The organism is Pantoea sp. B_9, from assembly GCF_008632015.1.
In the GTDB taxonomy this organism is placed as follows: Bacteria; Pseudomonadota; Gammaproteobacteria; order Enterobacterales; family Enterobacteriaceae; genus Pantoea; species Pantoea dispersa.
On the sequence record NZ_VWVL01000001.1, the window covers coordinates 1,239,848 to 1,257,992 of the forward strand.

Below are 18,145 nucleotides of genomic sequence, written 5' to 3' on the forward strand. Positions count from 1 at the left end.
GGACGGCCTCTGCAGGCAGAACCTAATCCCTGTCACCAGAAGCGTCCCGAAGACATTCCGGAAAAATAGACGCCGCATTATAGCGGCATCCCCGGAATGAGTCGAGGCTGCAAACTCACCACTTTTTAACGGTTTTGCTGCTTTTTTGCGCCGCAGATCGCGTTTGTGCATCATTGAGGTAAGAAAAAACGGCCCGCAGGCCGTTTTGGAGGAAGCTGGAGAGGAAAACTCAGGCCAGCGTACCGGCACCGCGACAGTTCGGTGAGGCGAGTACGGTATCCTGCAGCCCATCCCACTCTTTGCGCGTGTAGGTATGCAGCGCCAGCGCATGGACGCTGCCTGCCAGCTCGGTCGCCAGCTCGCCATAAATGGCGCGGTGACGCTGCAGGAAGCGCTGTCCGGTGAAAAGGTCGCTGACGATCACCACTTTGAAGTGACTTTCAGAACCGGCAGGCACGTTATGACGATAGCTTTCGTCATGCACTTCGAGATGTGCAGGCTCAAAAGCGTTACGCAGCTTTTCTTCTATTTGTTCGCGAATCATTGTTAACACTCCTCTACGGCGAGCGCTGTGCCCCATCTGTTTAAATATTAGTAGGTTTTTTACCTTTCCCGCAGTCCGGCAGGAAATAAATCCTGCTGCGCTGCGCATCTTAGCCTGCTCAGGCTGTCGGTCAATCGGTTACCGCGTCCGGCTGTCCGAAAAAATCCTTTACAATCAATTTCCCCTGGTGCGGGGCTTTTTTCGCCGTGCCGCAATGCTATGATGGCCGCAGTTTTGCAAACCAACCCATATGCTAACGAGAATGAGTATGTTGAAAAAACTGTTATTCCCTCTGCTGGCTGCCTTTATTTTGGCCGGCTGCGCCAGCAATAACACCACGCTGAACATCCAGCCAAAAATCCAGCTGCCACAGCAGGATCCGAGCCTGATGGGCGTTACCGTCAGCGTTAACGGTGCCGATCAGCGCAGCGATCAGGCGCTGGCCAAAGTGAACCGCGACGGCCAGCTGATCACCCTGACCCCGTCACGCGACCTGCGTTTCCTGCTGCAGGAAGTGCTGGAGAAGCAGATGACCTCGCGCGGCTACATGATTGGCCCGAACGGCGCGGTAGATCTGCAGATCGTGGTTAATGGCCTGTACGCCGATGTTACGCAGGGCAACGTGCGTTACAGCATCACCACCAAAGCGGATATCTCTATTATCGCTACCGCGAAAAACGGCAACAAGCAGGTGAAAAACTACCGTCAGACTTACAGCGTAGAGGGTGCCTTCAGCGCCACTAACGATAAAATCACCAACGCGGTTAACTCGACCCTGAGCGACGTGATTGCCGATATGGCGCAGGACACCAGCGTCAATAACTTCATCAAGCAAAACGCGCGTTAATTTTCCGCAGTAACCTGCCCGGTCCCCGCTGACCGGGCTTCATTTCAGGCTGGCTATGACATCTCACTATCTGCGTATTTTTACCCAACGTAACGCTGCGGTCCTGCTGCTGCTCGGTTTCGCTTCCGGTCTGCCGCTGGCGCTGACCGCCGGTACGCTCCAGGCGTGGATGACGGTAGAGGATGTCGACCTGAAAACCATTGGTTTCTTCTCCCTCGTCGGTCAGGCTTACGTGTTTAAGTTCCTGTGGTCGCCGATGATGGATCGCTATACCCCGCCCTTTCTTGGCCGGCGGCGCGGCTGGCTGCTGGTCACGCAGTTAGCGCTGATTGCCGGCATTGTGGCGATGGGCTTTATGCAGCCATCACGCGACCTTACCCTGCTGGCGGCGCTGGCGGTGCTGGTGGCGTTCTGCTCAGCCTCGCAGGATATTGTGTTTGATGCGTGGAAAACCGATGTGCTGCCGCCGGAAGAGCGCGGCAGCGGCGCGGCGATTACCGTGCTCGGTTACCGGTTGGCGATGCTGATTTCCGGCGGCCTGGCGCTGTGGCTGGCGGATCGCTATCTCGGCTGGCAGGCCACCTACTGGCTGATGGCGCTGCTGATGGTGCCCGGACTGATCGCCACGCTGCTGGCGCGTGAACCTGAGGCGCCGGTGCGCGAGCCGCACTCGCTGCGTCAGGCCGTCGCGTTTCCGCTAAAGGATTTCTTTCAGCGCAACAACGCCTGGCTGCTGATCACCTTAATCATTCTCTACAAGCTGGGCGACGCGTTCGCCGCTTCGCTCACCACCACCTTTCTGATTCGCGGCGTGGGCTTCAGCGCCGGCGATGTCGGTCTGGTGAATAAAACGCTCGGCCTGCTGGCGACCATTATTGGTGCGCTGTACGGCGGCGTGCTGATGCAACGCCTGAGCCTGTTCCGCGCGCTGATGATCTTCGGCGTGCTGCAGGCAGTATCTAATTTCGCTTACTGGCTGCTGGCGGTAACGCCACCGCATCTGTGGAGCATGGCCAGCGCGGTATTTATCGAAAACCTGTGCGGCGGCATGGGCACCGCCGCCTTTGTGGCGTTGCTGATGACGCTGTGCAACAAATCGTTCTCGGCCACGCAGTTCGCGCTGCTGTCAGCGCTGTCAGCGGTTGGACGCGTGTATGTCGGTCCGGCGGCTGGCTGGCTGGTCGAACTGTGGGGCTGGCCGGTATTTTACGCCTTTACCGTGGTGGCCGCCGTACCGGGCCTGCTGCTGCTGTGGGCATGTCGCGGCACGCTGCAGGCAATGCAGCACAGCGGTGAATTCATGAAGCGCAGCCTGTGGCCACAGGGTTATCGCTGGACGGTACGCCTGTTCGCGGCGGGCTGTACGCTGCTGGCGCTCTGGCTGCTGACGCTGGCACTGCGTGCGGCGGATATCTGGCACAGCGCGACGCTGCCGACCCATCTGTTTGAGGCAGGGATGGCGCTGGCGCTGCTGGCGGTGCTGCTCGGCGTGATGCTGGACTGGCTGGCATTAAGAAAAACAGCGTCAAATCGTGCACATTAACGCTGCGCTATTTGCCAGACGGGGATAAATCGCTTAAAAATAGCCCCCGGCGAATTTTAAGCGATAGCATTTTTTTTAACGCGAAATAGAAACATTAAATTAACAAACCCGCGTAATATTTAAATCCGGTGAGCAATTAATTTGTAGAAATTTCATCGCCAAAATGATGCAGAATTGTTAAATAAATGAGTATTAAAACTCCGGTTTATGCTTTCCCTGTTTTCTCTGCGGTTAATGTCATTGGTTTTTGTTATATTGCCGCCAACTGCTTGTCGCAGTTAATAATTTGTCACCCTGCGCAACATCTGTGACACCCTTAGCAAAAGGTGTCAACAGCCTTCTGACACATCCTTAAGCTGGTTTACACTGCATAAACCTTCCCGTAAAATGCGCGCACACTTAAACGACAATAGAGCCCTTTGTCATTGAGGTCGTTAAATGAGACTCAGGAAATACAATAAAAGTTTGGGGATTTTGTCATTAATTGCAGGCGCTGTATTACTCAGCGGCTGCGATAGTGCGTTGTTAAATCCCAAGGGACAGATTGCACTGGAGCAACGTTCACTGATTCTGACAGCTTTCGGCTTGATGATGATCGTCGTTATTCCGGCAGTCTTAATGGCTGTTGTGTTCGCCTGGAAATATCGGGCAACCAATACCAACGCGAAGTATAGCCCTAACTGGTCACACTCTAACAAAGTGGAAGCCGTGGTCTGGACCATTCCGATCCTGATCATTCTCTTCCTCGGCGTGCTGACCTGGAAATCAACCCACGCGCTGGAGCCGAGCAAACCGCTGGCCTCTGACGTGAAACCGGTTGAGATCGACGTAGTGGCACTGGACTGGAAATGGCTGTTCATCTACCCGGAACAGGGTATTGCAACCGTCAACCAGATTGCCTTCCCGGCAAATACTCCGGTGAACTTCAAGATCACCTCGAACTCCGTCATGAACTCCTTCTTTATTCCTACGCTCGGCAGCCAGATCTACGCCATGGCGGGTATGCAGACCAAACTGCACCTGATCGCCAACGAGCCAGGTACGTTCGACGGTATCTCTGCTAACTTCAGCGGTCGCGGTTTCTCTGGCATGAAGTTCAAAGCCATTGCCACCAAAGACGATGCGGAATTCCAGCAGTGGGTTGCCAAAGTTAAAGCGGCACCTAACACGCTGACCACCATGGATGATTTCGAAAAACTGGCTGCGCCAAGCGAAAATCACCCGGTGGAATATTTCTCAACTGCGAATCCGGAACTGTTCAAGCAGGTTATTGATAAGTTCATGATGAGCCACGGGAAAATGGACATGTCGCACGAAGGCATGGACATGAATCACGCCGCAGCTGCGGGAGCCGAGGAATAATACGATGTTCGGAAAATTAACACTGGATGCAGTGCCCTACCATGAACCCATTATCATGGTTACGGTCGCCGGTATCATCATTGGTGGTCTGGCGCTGATCGCTGCTATTACCTATTTCGGTAAATGGCAGTATCTGTGGTCTGAATGGTTAACCTCCATCGACCACAAAAAACTGGGTATCATGTACATCATCATGGCCTTTGTCATGCTGCTGCGCGGCTTTGCCGATGCGGTAATGATGCGTACCCAACAGGTGATGGCTTCCGCCGGGGAAGCAGGCATACTGCCACCGCACCACTACGACCAGATCTTCACCGCTCACGGCGTGATCATGATCTTCTTCGTGGCGATGCCTTTCGTGGTGGGTCTGATGAACATCGCGGTTCCGCTGCAAATCGGTGCCCGTGACGTTGCCTTCCCGTTCCTGAACAACCTGAGCTTCTGGTTCACCGCTATCGGTGTGATCCTGGTTAACCTGTCACTGGGTGTGGGCGAATTCGCACAGACCGGCTGGCTGGCTTATCCACCGCTCTCGGGGGCAGAATACAGTCCTGGCGTCGGGGTCGATTACTGGATCTGGAGTCTCCAGCTCTCCGGTATTGGTACCACGCTGACCGGTATCAACTTCTTCGTGACCATTCTGAAGATGCGTGCACCGGGCATGGACCTGTTCAAGATGCCGGTATTCACCTGGGCAGCACTGTGTACTAACGTCCTGATTATCGCTGCGTTCCCGGTTCTGACCGTGACGCTGGCACTGTTGACGCTTGATCGTTACCTCGACTTCCATTTCTTTACCAATGATATGGGCGGTAACATGATGATGTACGTCAACCTGATCTGGGTCTGGGGTCACCCGGAGGTGTACATCCTCGTTCTGCCGGTGTTTGGTGTCTTCTCTGAAGTCACGGCCACCTTCTCGAAAAAGCGTCTGTTTGGTTACACCTCGCTGGTGTGGGCAACCATCGCCATTACCGTTCTGTCGTTCATCGTTTGGCTGCACCACTTCTTCACCATGGGTGCCGGTGCGAACGTTAACGCCTTCTTCGGTATCATGACGATGATCATCGCGATTCCGACCGGGGTGAAAATCTTTAACTGGCTGTTCACCATGTATCAGGGTCGTATCGAGTTCAACTCGGCGATGCTGTGGACCATCGGCTTCCTGGTGACCTTCTCCGTTGGTGGGATGACCGGCGTACTGCTGGCGGTGCCAGGCGCAGACTTCGTGCTGCACAACAGCCTGTTCCTGATTGCACACTTCCACAACGTTATCATCGGTGGTGTGGTGTTCGGTTGTATGGCTGGCGTGACCTACTGGTTCCCGAAAGCCTTCGGCTTCACCCTGAACGAAACCTGGGGCAAACGTGCTTTCTGGTTCTGGATCATCGGTTTCTTCGTTGCCTTTATGCCGCTGTACGCGCTGGGCTTCATGGGGATGACCCGTCGTCTGAGCCAGGACATCGATCCGCAGTTCCACTCTCTGCTGGTGGTTGCAGCAGGCGGTGCAGCGCTGATCGCCTGCGGTATCCTGTGCCAGCTTATCCAGTTCTGGGTATCGGTACGTGACCGTGAGCAGAACCGCGATCTGACTGGTGACCCGTGGGGCGGCCGTACGCTGGAGTGGGCAACCTCTTCACCTCCGCCGTTCTACAACTTTGCTGTGATCCCACATATCCACGAGCGTGATGCGTTCTGGGAAATGAAAGAGAAAGGCGAAGCGTACAAGCAGCCAGAAAAATATGAAGAAATTCATATGCCGAAAAACAGCGGCGCGGCCATTGTTATCGCTGCCTTCATGACAGTCTTCGGTTTTGCCCTGATCTGGCACATCTGGTGGCTGGCAGGTCTTACTTTCCTTGGCACCATCGTGACCTGGATTGTGAAGAGCTTCGATGAAGACGTGGATTACTACGTACCGGTTGCTGAAATCGAGCAGATCGAGAAGAAGCACTTTGATGACATCAGCAAAGCAGGTCTGAAATAATGTCAACTGAAACCGTTAAACACCACCACGACGCCCATGCGGAGCATGGGCATCACGATGCGGGAGCCAATAAAGTCTTTGGCTTCTGGATCTACCTGATGAGTGACTGCATTATCTTCGCAACCCTGTTTGCGACCTATGCGGTCATGGTTAACAACACTGCCGGTGGCCCGGCAGGTAAAGATATCTTCGAACTGCCGTTTGTGCTGGTTGAAACCGCGCTGCTGCTGCTGAGCTCCATCACGTATGGTATGGCAGTGATTGCGATGAACAACCAGAACAAAGGTTCGGTCATCAGCTGGCTGGCGTTGACCTTCCTGTTCGGTGCCGGATTTATCGGGATGGAAATCTATGAATTCCATCACCTGATCAAGGAAGGTTTCGGTCCTGACCGCAGCGGCTTCCTGTCTGGCTTCTTTACTCTGGTCGGTACGCACGGTCTGCACGTGACCTCTGGTCTGATCTGGATGGCCGTGCTGATGTTCCAGATCGCTAAACGCGGTCTGAGCGCCACCAACCGCACCCGTATCATGTGTCTGAGCCTGTTCTGGCACTTCCTGGATGTGGTGTGGATCTGCGTATTCACCGTTGTCTATCTGATGGGGGCCATGTAATGAGTCATTCTGTAAACGAACATGGTGCATCTCACGGTAGCGTGAAGTCCTACATGATCGGCTTCATCCTCTCGATCATCCTGACGGCGATCCCGTTCTGGATGGTGATGGATGGCAGTGCTTCTCACGGCACCATTCTGGGTGTGGTTCTGGTGTGTGCAGTGGTTCAGGTGCTGGTGCACCTGGTCTACTTCCTGCATCTGGACAGCAAGTCCGAGGGTGGCTGGAACATGGTGGCCATTGTCTTCTCCGCAGTCATTATCCTGATTGTGGTGATTGGCTCACTGTGGATTATGTGGAACCTCAACTACAACATGATGGCCCACTAAAGAGTCACGCGTAATGATTAAGCAATACCTGCAAGTAACAAAACCAGGAATTATTTTCGGCAATTTAATTTCTGTGATCGGTGGATTCCTGCTGGCTTCAAAAGGCAGCATTGATTACCCCCTGTTTCTCGTCGCTTTGGTGGGCGTTTCGCTGGTGGTCGCATCCGGTTGTGTATTCAACAATGTGATTGACCGCGACATCGACATCAAAATGGAGAGAACGCGGAACCGTGTTCTGGTCAAAGGCCTGATCTCGGCGAAAGTAAGCCTGGTTTATGCAACCGCATTGGGTATTGCTGGCTTTGCGTTGCTGTATTTTGGCGCTAACCCGCTGGCCATGTGGCTGGCGGTGATGGGCTTCGTCGTCTATGTCGGCATTTACAGCCTCTACATGAAGCGTCATTCGGTCTATGGCACGCTGATTGGCAGCCTCTCTGGCGCTGCGCCGCCAGTGATTGGCTACTGCGCGGTGACCAACCAGTTTGATGCTGGCGCGTTAATCTTACTGGCTATCTTTAGCCTGTGGCAGATGCCGCACTCCTACGCGATTGCCATCTTCCGCTTCAAAGATTATCAGGCCGCCAATATTCCGGTTCTGCCGGTGGTGAAAGGCATCTCCGTGGCGAAAAATCATATTACGCTGTACATCCTGGCGTTCATGATTGCCACGCTGATGCTGTCGCTGGGCGGTTATGCTGGCTACAAATATCTGGTGGTGGCTGCCGCCGTCAGCGTGTGGTGGCTGGGTATGGCACTGTCAGGTTACAAAACCTCAAACGATAAGGTTTGGGCGCGTAAACTGTTCGTGTTCTCCATTGTCGCCATCACTGCGCTGAGCGTGATGATGTCGGTGGACTTTATGGCCCCGGCCTCTAAGGACCTGCTGACTTACGTCTGGTAAGTCAGACCGTTACTCCGGACAAGGGCGCGAATTTCGCGCCCTTTCTTTTTGTTACCACTGCTTAAAAACAATTGTTTTACCCGCCCTGCCCTGCTTTCTAAAATAAGCGCTGCATGTCCCGGTGAGTCGGGTCGCAGATAAGGGCGCGCAACCTGTGCCGCTGCAACCTGAAGTCCCAGGGGCATAAACTTACAGAGGTTGGAATGAACGATAATAGAATGACACCAGTTGAGCTTCGGGCAACATGGGGTTTAGGCACAGTTTTTTCCCTGCGCATGCTGGGAATGTTTATGGTCCTGCCGGTACTGACCACTTACGGTATGGCTTTACAGGGCGCCAGCGAAACGTTAATCGGTCTGGCAATTGGTATTTATGGTCTGGCGCAGGCCGTGTTTCAGATCCCCTTTGGTCTGCTGTCCGACCGTATCGGCCGCAAGCCGCTGATTGTCGGTGGCCTGCTGCTGTTTGTGCTTGGTAGCCTTATTGCCGCCACCAGCAGCTCCATCTGGGGCATTATCCTTGGTCGCGCGCTGCAGGGCTCCGGTGCCATTGCCGCGGCGGTGATGGCGCTGCTGTCAGACCTGACCCGTGAACAGAACCGCACCAAAGCGATGGCGTTTATCGGCATCAGCTTCGGCGTTACCTTTGCGATTGCCATGGTGGTCGGCCCGATTGTCACGCACGCGCTGGGTCTGCACGCGCTGTTCTGGATGATTGCCCTGCTCGCCAGCCTGGGGATCGTGATCACCCTGCTGGTCGTGCCCAATGCGCCGGGCCACGTATTGAACCGCGAATCCGGCATGGTCAAAGGCAGCATTCGCGCAGTGCTGGCTAATCCCAAATTGCTGAAGCTGAATATCGGCATTCTCTGTCTGCACATTTTGCTGATGTCGAGCTTCGTCGCGCTGCCGGGCCAGTTTGAACAGGCGGGCTTCCCGGCGGCTGAACACTGGAAAGTGTATCTGGTGACCATGCTGGTGGCGTTTGTCGCCGTGGTGCCGTTTATTATTTATGCCGAGGTAAAACGCCGCATGAAGCGGGTGTTTGTCGGCTGCGTGGCGCTGATCATCATCGCGGAAATTGTGCTGTGGGGCGCCGCAGGCCACTTCTGGACGCTGGTGATTGGCGTGCAGCTGTTTTTCCTCGCCTTTAACCTGATGGAAGCGATTCTGCCCTCGCTGATCAGCAAAGAGTCGCCGGCGGGCTACAAAGGCACGGCCATGGGGATTTATTCCACCAGCCAGTTTATTGGCGTCGCGATTGGTGGCAGCCTGGGCGGCTGGATTTTCGGCCACTTCGATGCGCAAACGGTGTTTCTGGTCGGCGCGATAGTGGCTGCGGCCTGGCTGTTTGTCGCCATGTCGATGCAGGAGCCGCCGTACGTCAGCAGCCTGCGCCTGGTGCTGAGTGATGCGGTGCTGGCAGTACCGAATCTGGAGAAGCGGCTGCGCGCGCAGCCCGGCGTGGCGTCAGTGTTTATCGTGCCGGAAGAGAAAAGCGCCTACATTAAAATTGACAGCAAAGTGACGAGCCGCGTGGAGCTGGAGGCGCTGCTCGCCAGCAGTTAATGACTTAGCCACAGCGGACCGCGATGCTCTGGCGCCACGCGGTCCGCTCAGCGTCACTACAGCGACATATCCACCACAATACGCCCTTCAATTTTGCCGGCGTGCATGCGCGCAAAGATATCGTTGATGTTAGTCAGCGGCTCAACCGCGACATTCGCTTTCACCTTATGGCGACCGGCAAAATCCAGTGCCTCCTGCAGATCTTTACGCGTGCCGACAATCGAGCCGCGCACCGTAATGCCATCCAGCACCATGTCGAAGATCGAGAGATCGAATTTCCCCGGCGGCAGGCCGTTGAGCACCATGGTGCCGCCGCGACGCAGCGTGCCGATCGCCTGTTCAAACGCTTTTGGCGAGACCGCCGTTACCAGCACACCGTGCGCACCGCCAAAACTTTCCTGGAACACTTTCGCCGGATCGACCTGCTTCGCATTGGCAACCACGCTGGCACCGAGCCGTTTGGCAAATGCCAGCTTATCGTCGTCGATGTCGACCGCCGCCACGTTGAGCCCCATCGCCACCGCATACTGAATAGCCATGTGCCCCAGCCCGCCGATGCCGGAAACCACCACCCAGTCCCCTGGTTTGGTATCGGTCATCTTCAGGCCTTTGTAGACGGTTACGCCGGCACACAAAATCGGTGCCACTTCATTGAACTCAACGTTATCCGGAATGATGCCGACGTAGTTGGCATCCGCCAGGCAGTACTCGGCAAAGCTGCCGTTGACTGAATAGCCGGCATTCTGCTGCGACAGACACAGCGTTTCCCAGCTGTCGAGGCAGTGCTCGCAGTGACCACACGCCGAGTAAAGCCACGGTACCCCGACGCGATCGCCCAGTTTGAGATGTTTCACGCCCTCGCCAATGGCCACCACCTGCCCGACGCCTTCATGGCCGGGAATAAACGGCGGATTGGGCTTGATCGGCCAGTCGCCTTCGGCGGCGTGCAGGTCGGTGTGGCACACGCCGGTAGCGGCGATTTTCACCAGAATCTGTCCTGGCCCAACGGACGGCACCGGCACCTGCTCAATCACCAGCGGTTCACCAAACGCCTTTACAATTGCGGCTTTCATGGTGGTTTTGATTTGCATATTCATCTTTCACTCTCCATTTGAACGGATGCGGACTCAGAACAGCCCCAGTGGCGCTATGCCATAGCTGACCAGCAGATTTTTGGTTTGCTGATAGGCGCTGAGCGCCATTTTGTGGGTTTCACGCCCGACGCCCGACTGCTTGTAGCCACCGAATGCCGCATGGGCGGGATAGATGTGATAGCAGTTGGTCCAGACGCGACCGGCTTTAATGCCGCGGCCCATGCGATACGCCAGATTGGTATCGCGCGTCCACACGCCCGCGCCCAGACCAAACTGGGTTTCATTGGCGATCGCGAGCGCCTCTGCCTCATCATGGAATGTGGTGACGCCAATCACTGGCCCAAAAATCTCCTCCTGGAAACAGCGCATCTGGTTGCTGCCCTTGATCAGGGTGGGCTGGATGTAGAATCCGTTATCCAGCTCCGCGGCGATATGCGCACGCTCGCCCCCTGTCAGAATCTGCCCCCCTTCCTCGCGGGCAATGTTGATGTAGGACAGGATTTTGTCGAATTGCTGGCGCGAAGCCTGAGCACCGATCATGGTGTCGGTATCGAGCGGATCGCCACGGCGAATGGTGGCAACCTTGGCCAGCACCCGCTCCATAAAGGGCTGGTAGATCGATTCATGAATCAACGCGCGCGATGGACAGGTACAGACTTCGCCCTGATTAAAGAAGCCCAGCACCAGCCCCTCGACCGCTTTCTCGATGAACGCCTCTTCGCCCGACATCACATCCGCGAAGTAGATGTTAGGTGATTTGCCGCCCAGCTCGACGGTGCAGGGAATGATGTTCTCCGCCGCACAGGCCATGATATGCCGCCCGACCGGCGTGGATCCGGTAAAGGCAATTTTAGCGATGCGCTTGCTGGTGGCCAGCGCTTCGCCGGCTTCGCGGCCAAAGCCCTGCACTACATTCAGCACGCCCGGAGGGAACAGATCGCCAATCAGCTCCATCAGCAGCGTAATACCAAGCGGCGTCTGCTCAGCCGGTTTCAGCACCACGCAGTTACCGGCGGCCAGCGCCGGTGCCAGCTTCCACGCCGCCATGAGCAGCGGGAAGTTCCACGGGATGATCTGTCCGACCACGCCGAGCGGCTCGTGGAAGTGATAGGCCACCGTGGTTTCGTCGATCTCAGCGGTGCTGCCCTCCTGCGCGCGCAGGCAGCCGGCAAAATAGCGAAAATGGTCGACCGCCAGCGGCAGATCGGCGTTGAGCGTCTCGCGAATCGGTTTACCGTTATCCCAGCTCTCCGCTACCGCCAGCTTCTCAAGACTGGCTTCCATGCGATCGGCCACCTGCAGCAGCAGGTTGGCGCGCTGCTGTACGCTGGTTTTGCCCCACGCATCCGCAGCCTGATGCGCGGCATCCAGCGCCAGATCGATATCGCGCGCGTCGGAGCGCGGGAACCGGGCAATATCGCTGCCGTCTACCGGCGAGGTGTTCATAAAGTACTGGCCGCTCAGCGGCTCGGTGAAGTTGCCGGCGATATAGTTGCCGTAGGTCGCCTGGAAAGAGACCAGCGCGCCGGGCGTGCCGGGATGTGCATAACGCATCGCAAACTCCTTATTATCAGGTCAGAGGGTCTGAACAGGCAGCGCAACTGCCTGTGTCGGTATTGCAGCGCGCGTGCCAGTTTTTTCTCATCAGGCGCAAAAGCGATAAATGCATTATTTATCAATCAAATAAATTCATTCCCCGCCAGCTACCCTGTCAGTCCTCCACGACAAACATTGTATCTGTGTTGCGTATCGCAACAGTGCAGAAACCCGAACGCTACAATGTTGCAACACTTACACGCCGTTCTGAGGTCACTCATGCAGGGAAATTCAGCCGCGTCTGCCGTGCACGCCAACCCGCTGTTAAGCGACTCCTGGTTCCGCAGCCAGCTGTATGGATTAGAGCGCAGCGCCGACGATTTCCCGCGCGTGCGTCAGGGCGAGCTGGCCGATGTGCTGGCCAGCAACGCCGGGTTGCAGCAGTTTGCGCAGCCGGTCATCCGCCAGCTGGCGCAGCAGATGGCGGAGACACAGTCGGTGGTGATCCTGTCCGATGCCAGCGGGCTGGTGCTGAACACTTTTGGCGATATGCAGGCGCTGGAGAAAGCCCAGCGGTTTGCCCTGGCACCCGGCAATCTGTGGAGTGAATGCGGACGCGGTACCAATGCGATTGGCACCGCGCTGGCGATTGATGACGGCTGTGAAATTGATGGCCAGCAGCATTTCCTGACGCGCAATCAGGGTCTGTACTGTGCCGCGATGCCGTTGCAGATGCCCAACGGCCAGATAGCCGGCGTGCTGGATATCTCGGGTCCGGCACACTTTCCGCATCCGCATACCCTGAACCGGGTGAAAGCAGCGGCAAAGCAGATCGAGTACCTGTGGGTGAAGCAGAGCCTGCATCCGCAGCAGTGGCTGCTCAGTCTGCATCCGCAGCCGCAGGGCATCGACACCAGTGATGAACTGCTGCTGGTATTCTCTGACAATGTGCTGACCGCAGCCAACCGGCTGGCGATGCGCGAACTGGCTCTCAGCGCCGACCGCTTTGCCAGCCTGACGTTTCAGCAGCTGTTTCCGCAACTGCAGCAGCAGGCCAACAGCGTTCCCGCCGCGGTCGACATTGGCACGCAGCGCTACTGGTTCCGCCTGCGCGCGCCGCAGCGCAGCCACGTCAGCGTGCCGGACAGTCGCACGCATGATCTGCCGCGCGTGCTGGGAGCTGACGGCGCAAAAATGCTGCGCTTGCTGGATGCCGGCGTTTCGCTGTGCATTTATGGTGAAACTGGCAGCGGCAAGGAGTATGTCAGCCGCGCGCTGCACCAGCAAAGCCGCTGGCGCACGGGCAAGTTTGTCGCCATCAACTGTGCCGCCATCCCCGAAGCGCTGATTGAATCCGAATTGTTTGGCTACCAGCCCGGCGCATTTACCGGCGCCAGTAAAAATGGCTACATCGGCAAAATTCGCGAAGCAGATGGCGGCGTGCTGTTTCTGGATGAAATCGGTGATATGCCGCTGACGCTGCAGACCCGTTTGCTGCGCGTGCTGCAGGAAAAAGAGGTGGCGCCACTCGGCTCCAGTCGCAGCTGGCCGGTGAATTTTGCCGTGATTTGCGCCACGCATCGCGATCTGGCCCAGCGCGTGACCGCCGGCGAATTTCGTGAAGATTTGCTCTATCGTCTGCAGGAGTTCGCCCTGACCCTTCCGCCGCTGCGCGCCTGGCCGCACGTCGCCGGGTTTATCCGCGATTTATGGCAGGAACTGGGAGCCGCGCAGCGTGGCGTACAGCTGTCTCAGGCGCTGCTGACGGCGCTGGCGCAGCAGCCGTGGCCGGGCAATGTGCGCCAGCTACGTAGTCTGCTGCGCGTGCTGCTGGCGCTCGCCGATGAGGGCGAAACGCTGACGGAAAGTCACTTGCCGGCAGAGTATCGCCGCCCACCAGCCCCGCCGCTGCGCGAACGCCACGATGAACAGCTGATCAGTGAAACGCTGCAGCGCTATGACGGCAATATCAGTAAAGCGGCGCAGGCGCTGGGGGTCGCGCGCAGCACGCTGTATCGTCGTGCGGCACGCGACAGAGGGGATTAATCGCGGAAGTTTTTGAACTGGAACGGCTGACCCAGGTTGCCACCGCGCACCAGCGCCATCGCACCCTGCAGATCGTCGCGGGATTTACCTGTGACGCGCAGCTCTTCACCCTGAATCTGCGTCTGCACTTTCAGTTTGCTGTCTTTGATCAGCTTAACGATTTTCTTCGCGACATCGCTTTCGATGCCTTTTTTCAGCTTCGCTTCAACGCTCCAGCTTTTACCGCTGTGCACAATCTCTTCCGGTACTTCAATCGCCGCGCCTTCAATGCCGCGCTTCAGCAGCTTTTCACGCAGAATATCCACCAGCTGCTTCACCTGAAAATCCGATTCGCTGGTGACTTTGATGGTCTCATTCTTTTCGTTGAGCTCAAAGCTGGCGCTCACGTTGCGGAAATCGAAACGGGTTGAGATCTCACGGTTGGCATTCTCCACCGCATTACGCACTTCCGGCAGTTCGACTTCGGAAACGATATCGAAAGATGGCATCTTTTCTTCTCCTGATACTAAAGTGACATGCATAATACGCGTCTTGTCGCGCTAATAAAACACGCGACGCGGAAAGCTATAATTAAGGGTGTGACACCCATTCACCCACCCGCCAGCGGGAGGCATAATGAAAATTACCGTGTTGGGTTGCGGCGCCCTGGGGCAAATCTGGCTCGCGGCCCTTGCACGCCAGGGACATGACGTTCAGGGCTGGCTGCGCGTACCGCAGCCGTACTGTTCGGTCAACGTGGTCGATCCGCAGGGCCACGTCAGCAATCACACCTTCATCGCTAACGATCCGCTGTTTCTGGCTGAAAGCCAGCTGCTACTGGTGACCCTGAAAGCGCCACAGGTTTCACCTGCGGTGAAAAACCTGCAAAGCGTGCTGCCGCGCCACGCGCCGATCCTGCTGCTGCACAACGGCATGGGTACGATCGAAGAGCTCAAAGAAGTGCAGCAACCGCTGCTGCGCGGCATCACCACGCACGCGGCGATGCGCGACGGCACGGTGATTAAATATGTCGCGCAGGGCATCACCCACATCGGGCCTGCCAGCCGCGAAAGCGCGGCGCTGAGCGATATCGCCGATATTCTGCATCAGGCGCTGCCGGACGTGGCGTGGCACGATAACATCGCGTCCGCCAGCTGGCGCAAACTGGCAGTTAACTGCGTGATCAACACGCTGACGGTTGAGCACGACTGCCAGAATGGCGCGCTGCGCGCCTGGCCGGAGCAGATTAACCGGCTGTGCGAGGAGCTGGCCTGGGTGATGGAGCGCGAGGGCCAGCACATTGCGCTGGATAACCTGCGCGACATTATCTACGACGTCATCGACAGCACCGCCGCCAACGTCTCCTCAATGCTGCAGGATGTGCGTGCGCAGCGTCAGACTGAAATTGATTACATTACCGGCTACCTGCTGCGCCGCGCCCGCGCGCAGGGGATTGCACTGCCGGAAAACACCCGCCTGTACGACCTGATTAAACGCAAGGAGTCCCAATATGAGCGCGAACGCATCAGTGCTGGTTTGCCTGGCCCATGGCAGTGAAGAGACCGAAGCGGTCACCACTATCGACCTGCTGGTCCGCGCCGGCCTGAAGGTGACCACCGCCAGCGTGGAGAGCGACGGCACGCGCGAGATTGTCTGCTCCCGCGGCGTACGCCTGCTGGCTGACGCACCGCTGGTTGAAGTGGCGGATAACGATTTTGCCGCCATCGTCCTGCCGGGCGGCCTCAAAGGCGCTGAAACCTTCCGCGACAGTCCGCTGCTGGTGGAGACGGTACGCCAGTGCCATCTGGCGGGCAACATTGTCGCGGCGATCTGTGCCGCGCCGGGCACGGTGCTGGTGCCGCATGACCTGTTTCCGGTGGGCAACATGACCGGTTTTCCCGGCCTGAAGCACACCATTCCGGAGGAGAAATGGATGGAGCGCCGCGTGGTGTGGGATCCGCGCGTTAATCTGCTGACCAGCCAGGGGCCGGGCACGGCGATCGATTTTGCCCTGAAGCTGATTGATCTGCTGGTGGATAAAGAGCAAGCACGTGAAGTCGCGTCACAGCTGGTGCTGGCGGCAGGGATTTATAATTATCAGGAATTTGAAGAGCGCGCGTAAAAAAGGTCGCCATCAATGGCGACCCCACGAGATCAGTGCACAGTTTTATTCGTCGCGGTGATTACAGGGTGCGCATTCCTGCGCACCGGGTTTTGCCCATGCACCCGAAATCAGGCGCGCCAGGCTTAACTCCCCCGCGATTACGGACGGTACACCTTCACGTTCTTAAAGCCCTGCTCGTGCAGATACAACGCCTGCAACCGGCTCATCACGCCGCGATCGCAGTACAGCAACCAGGTTCTGCTCTGATCGAGATCGCCGAACTGAGTGCTCAGCTTATAGAACGGCAGCGATTTCACTTCCACGCCGGTCAGCGCCAGCGGCTTGTCGTCCTGTTCATCAATTGAACGGATATCCAGCACCACATCGTTGCCGCTGAATGACGCCACGGTTTCCACTTCCACCACTTCGTCTTCCGTCTGCTCCGCAATTTCACGGATATCGACGTTGCTGGCTTCCTGCACCACGCGCTGCAGAATGTCGAAATCGAAGTTCTGCTCTTCGGCTTCGATCTTCGCCTTCACCGCTTTCACCGTGGGGCTTTTCGAAATCACGCCGCAGTACTCCGGCATGGTGCGGGCAAAGTCTTCGGTGCCGATCTGACGCGCAATATTGATGATGTGCTCTTTATCGTGCGAGATCAGCGGGCGCAGAATCAGCGTGTCGGACGCGTTATCAATCAAACGCAGGTTAGTCAGCGTCTGGCTGGAGACCTGGCCCAGCGCCTCACCGGTCACCAGCGCCTGCACGCCGTAACGCTCAGCCACCATTGACGCCGCACGCACCATCATGCGCTTCAGCACCACGCCCATCTGGCCGTCATCAACTTTTTCCAGAATCTCGCCCACCACCGGCTCAAAATTGATGGCGACAAAACGCACGCGATGTGAACGGCCAAAACGCTGCCACAGATAGTGCGCCACCTGACGCACGCCGATTTCATGCGCCGCGCCGCCGAGGTTAAAGAAGCAGTAGTGCACGCGACAGCCGCGGCGCATCAGCATATAGCTGGAGACGCCGGAGTCAAAGCCGCCGGAAATCAGCGACAGCACATCTTCCTGGGTGCCGATCGGGAAGCCGCCCAGGCCTTCATAGCGGCCGGTAATCAGCAGCAGGCGATCGTCTTCAATCTCCAGATTCACCGTCACATCCGGGTGATTCAGCTGCACGCGCGCGCTTTCAATGTGCTGATTGAGACCGCCGCCGACGTAGCGCTCCACATCCTGCGAGCTAAAGCTGTGCTTGCCGCGACGCTTCACGCGCACGCAGAAGCTCTTGCCTTCCAGCCGCTCGCGGTTGAGCGCCAGCGTCTGCTCGAAGATATCGTGCATGTCGGTATAGGCGCGGTCTTCGACCGCCAGCACATGGTGGATACCGGGAATGCGCGTCAGCTCTTCCGTGACGGTGGCACGCAGCGCTTCCTTCTTCGCGCGCACTTCGATGTGATCCCAGTGGCGCACCACGGCGATCTCTTCGTCGAGGGTGCGCAGGGTATTACGGATGTTACCGGTCAGAATTTTGATAAAGCGCAGGCGCACCGACTGACTTTTGATGGTGATTTCAGGGAAGAGCTTGATGATAAACTTCATGGCGACACAGCTTCGTTGGGCAAATAAGTGCTAAAATCATCAACACTTAGCTGGTAAAATCATATAATTGCGGGTTGGCATCAG

General features: G+C 57.0%; 16 protein-coding genes. 11 read left to right on the top strand and 5 right to left on the bottom strand.

Annotated elements, in window-relative coordinates; translation table 11 throughout:
- Positions 1-229 precede the first annotated feature (229 nt).
- Positions 230-544 (bottom strand): transcriptional regulator BolA, encoded by a 315-nt coding sequence (bolA, locus tag F3I21_RS06010; RefSeq protein ID WP_058757958.1) that lies wholly within the window; start codon positions 542-544, stop codon positions 230-232.
- 268 nt (positions 545-812) lie between these two features.
- Here bolA and F3I21_RS06015 point away from each other — a divergent pair, with 268 nt between their 5' ends.
- From F3I21_RS06015 to F3I21_RS06050, 8 genes are all read left to right on the top strand, one after another.
- Positions 813-1,391, top strand: a complete 579-nt coding sequence (locus F3I21_RS06015) for a lipoprotein (RefSeq protein WP_021507183.1) — start codon at positions 813-815, stop codon at positions 1,389-1,391.
- Between the two features lie 55 nt (positions 1,392-1,446).
- On the top strand, positions 1,447-2,934 hold the full coding sequence (gene ampG, locus F3I21_RS06020; RefSeq protein ID WP_150058483.1) for a muropeptide MFS transporter AmpG: 1,488 nt from the start codon (positions 1,447-1,449) through the stop codon (positions 2,932-2,934).
- 438 nt (positions 2,935-3,372) lie between these two features.
- Entirely contained in the window at positions 3,373-4,296 is a 924-nt protein-coding gene (gene cyoA, locus F3I21_RS06025) for a cytochrome o ubiquinol oxidase subunit II (protein WP_031279652.1), read from the top strand.
- A 4-nt stretch (positions 4,297-4,300) separates the two neighbouring features.
- The gene (cyoB, locus tag F3I21_RS06030) at positions 4,301-6,283 is read left to right on the top strand and encodes a cytochrome o ubiquinol oxidase subunit I (protein ID WP_021507180.1); all 1,983 of its coding nucleotides are present in this window, start codon (positions 4,301-4,303) and stop codon (positions 6,281-6,283) included.
- Positions 6,283-6,897: a cytochrome o ubiquinol oxidase subunit III gene (locus tag F3I21_RS06035; protein ID WP_021507179.1), complete on the top strand. Its 615-nt coding sequence runs from the start codon at positions 6,283-6,285 to the stop codon at positions 6,895-6,897. Before cyoB ends, F3I21_RS06035 begins: the two co-directional genes overlap by 1 nt.
- Entirely contained in the window at positions 6,897-7,226 is a 330-nt protein-coding gene (locus F3I21_RS06040; RefSeq protein WP_022549333.1) for a cytochrome o ubiquinol oxidase subunit IV, read from the top strand. The genes F3I21_RS06035 and F3I21_RS06040 overlap by 1 nt, the downstream gene beginning before the upstream one ends.
- A gap of 13 nt (positions 7,227-7,239) precedes the next feature.
- Positions 7,240-8,127: a heme o synthase gene (gene cyoE, locus F3I21_RS06045; RefSeq protein ID WP_021507178.1), complete on the top strand. Its 888-nt coding sequence runs from the start codon at positions 7,240-7,242 to the stop codon at positions 8,125-8,127.
- Positions 8,128-8,330: 203 nt separating this feature from the next.
- Positions 8,331-9,695, top strand: a complete 1,365-nt coding sequence (locus F3I21_RS06050; protein ID WP_125309074.1) for an MFS transporter — start codon at positions 8,331-8,333, stop codon at positions 9,693-9,695.
- Between the two features lie 56 nt (positions 9,696-9,751).
- On the opposite strand, the gene adhP is transcribed toward F3I21_RS06050, so the two are convergent.
- Both adhP and F3I21_RS06060 read right to left on the bottom strand, forming a co-directional pair.
- Entirely contained in the window at positions 9,752-10,792 is a 1,041-nt protein-coding gene (gene adhP / locus F3I21_RS06055) for an alcohol dehydrogenase AdhP (protein WP_021507176.1), read from the bottom strand.
- A 30-nt stretch (positions 10,793-10,822) separates the two neighbouring features.
- Positions 10,823-12,343 carry an aldehyde dehydrogenase family protein gene (locus F3I21_RS06060; RefSeq protein WP_150058484.1) on the bottom strand — a complete coding sequence of 507 codons (1,521 nt, stop codon included), beginning with the start codon at positions 12,341-12,343 and terminating at the stop codon, positions 10,823-10,825.
- Between the two features lie 261 nt (positions 12,344-12,604).
- On the opposite strand from F3I21_RS06060, the gene F3I21_RS06065 reads away from it, so the two are divergent.
- Positions 12,605-14,371, top strand: a complete 1,767-nt coding sequence (locus tag F3I21_RS06065; protein WP_150058485.1) for a sigma-54-dependent Fis family transcriptional regulator — start codon at positions 12,605-12,607, stop codon at positions 14,369-14,371.
- Here F3I21_RS06065 and F3I21_RS06070 read toward each other — a convergent pair.
- Positions 14,368-14,859, bottom strand: a complete 492-nt coding sequence (locus tag F3I21_RS06070) for a YajQ family cyclic di-GMP-binding protein (protein ID WP_021507173.1) — start codon at positions 14,857-14,859, stop codon at positions 14,368-14,370. The genes F3I21_RS06065 and F3I21_RS06070 overlap by 4 nt on opposite strands.
- Before the next feature lie 127 nt (positions 14,860-14,986).
- On the opposite strand from F3I21_RS06070, the gene panE reads away from it, so the two are divergent.
- Both panE and yajL read left to right on the top strand, forming a co-directional pair.
- Positions 14,987-15,907 carry a 2-dehydropantoate 2-reductase gene (panE, locus tag F3I21_RS06075; protein ID WP_150058486.1) on the top strand — a complete coding sequence of 307 codons (921 nt, stop codon included), beginning with the start codon at positions 14,987-14,989 and terminating at the stop codon, positions 15,905-15,907.
- Positions 15,861-16,472 (top strand): protein deglycase YajL, encoded by a 612-nt coding sequence (yajL, locus tag F3I21_RS06080; RefSeq protein ID WP_058757964.1) that lies wholly within the window; start codon positions 15,861-15,863, stop codon positions 16,470-16,472. Before panE ends, yajL begins: the two co-directional genes overlap by 47 nt.
- A 140-nt stretch (positions 16,473-16,612) precedes the next feature.
- Here yajL and thiI read toward each other — a convergent pair whose 3' ends face one another.
- Positions 16,613-18,061 carry a tRNA uracil 4-sulfurtransferase ThiI gene (thiI, locus tag F3I21_RS06085; protein ID WP_058757965.1) on the bottom strand — a complete coding sequence of 483 codons (1,449 nt, stop codon included), beginning with the start codon at positions 18,059-18,061 and terminating at the stop codon, positions 16,613-16,615.
- Between the last annotated feature and the right edge of the window lie 84 nt (positions 18,062-18,145).

Bases quoted from the DNA above. Each gene is read 5' to 3' on its own strand.
- F3I21_RS06060 (WP_150058484.1), bottom strand. From the start codon at position 12,343: ATGCGTTATGCACATCCCGGCACGCCCGGCGCGCTGGTCTCTTTCCAG.
- bolA (WP_058757958.1), bottom strand. From the start codon at position 544: ATGATTCGCGAACAAATAGAAGAAAAGCTGCGTAACGCTTTTGAGCCT.
- cyoA (WP_031279652.1), top strand. From the start codon at position 3,373: ATGAGACTCAGGAAATACAATAAAAGTTTGGGGATTTTGTCATTAATT.
- yajL (WP_058757964.1), top strand. From the start codon at position 15,861: ATGAGCGCGAACGCATCAGTGCTGGTTTGCCTGGCCCATGGCAGTGAA.
- F3I21_RS06040 (WP_022549333.1), top strand. From the start codon at position 6,897: ATGAGTCATTCTGTAAACGAACATGGTGCATCTCACGGTAGCGTGAAG.
- adhP (WP_021507176.1), bottom strand. From the start codon at position 10,792: ATGAATATGCAAATCAAAACCACCATGAAAGCCGCAATTGTAAAGGCG.
- cyoB (WP_021507180.1), top strand. From the start codon at position 4,301: ATGTTCGGAAAATTAACACTGGATGCAGTGCCCTACCATGAACCCATT.
- F3I21_RS06070 (WP_021507173.1), bottom strand. From the start codon at position 14,859: ATGCCATCTTTCGATATCGTTTCCGAAGTCGAACTGCCGGAAGTGCGT.
- cyoE (WP_021507178.1), top strand. From the start codon at position 7,240: ATGATTAAGCAATACCTGCAAGTAACAAAACCAGGAATTATTTTCGGC.
- ampG (WP_150058483.1), top strand. From the start codon at position 1,447: ATGACATCTCACTATCTGCGTATTTTTACCCAACGTAACGCTGCGGTC.
- F3I21_RS06050 (WP_125309074.1), top strand. From the start codon at position 8,331: ATGAACGATAATAGAATGACACCAGTTGAGCTTCGGGCAACATGGGGT.
- F3I21_RS06015 (WP_021507183.1), top strand. From the start codon at position 813: ATGTTGAAAAAACTGTTATTCCCTCTGCTGGCTGCCTTTATTTTGGCC.
- panE (WP_150058486.1), top strand. From the start codon at position 14,987: ATGAAAATTACCGTGTTGGGTTGCGGCGCCCTGGGGCAAATCTGGCTC.
- thiI (WP_058757965.1), bottom strand. From the start codon at position 18,061: ATGAAGTTTATCATCAAGCTCTTCCCTGAAATCACCATCAAAAGTCAG.
- F3I21_RS06065 (WP_150058485.1), top strand. From the start codon at position 12,605: ATGCAGGGAAATTCAGCCGCGTCTGCCGTGCACGCCAACCCGCTGTTA.
- F3I21_RS06035 (WP_021507179.1), top strand. From the start codon at position 6,283: ATGTCAACTGAAACCGTTAAACACCACCACGACGCCCATGCGGAGCAT.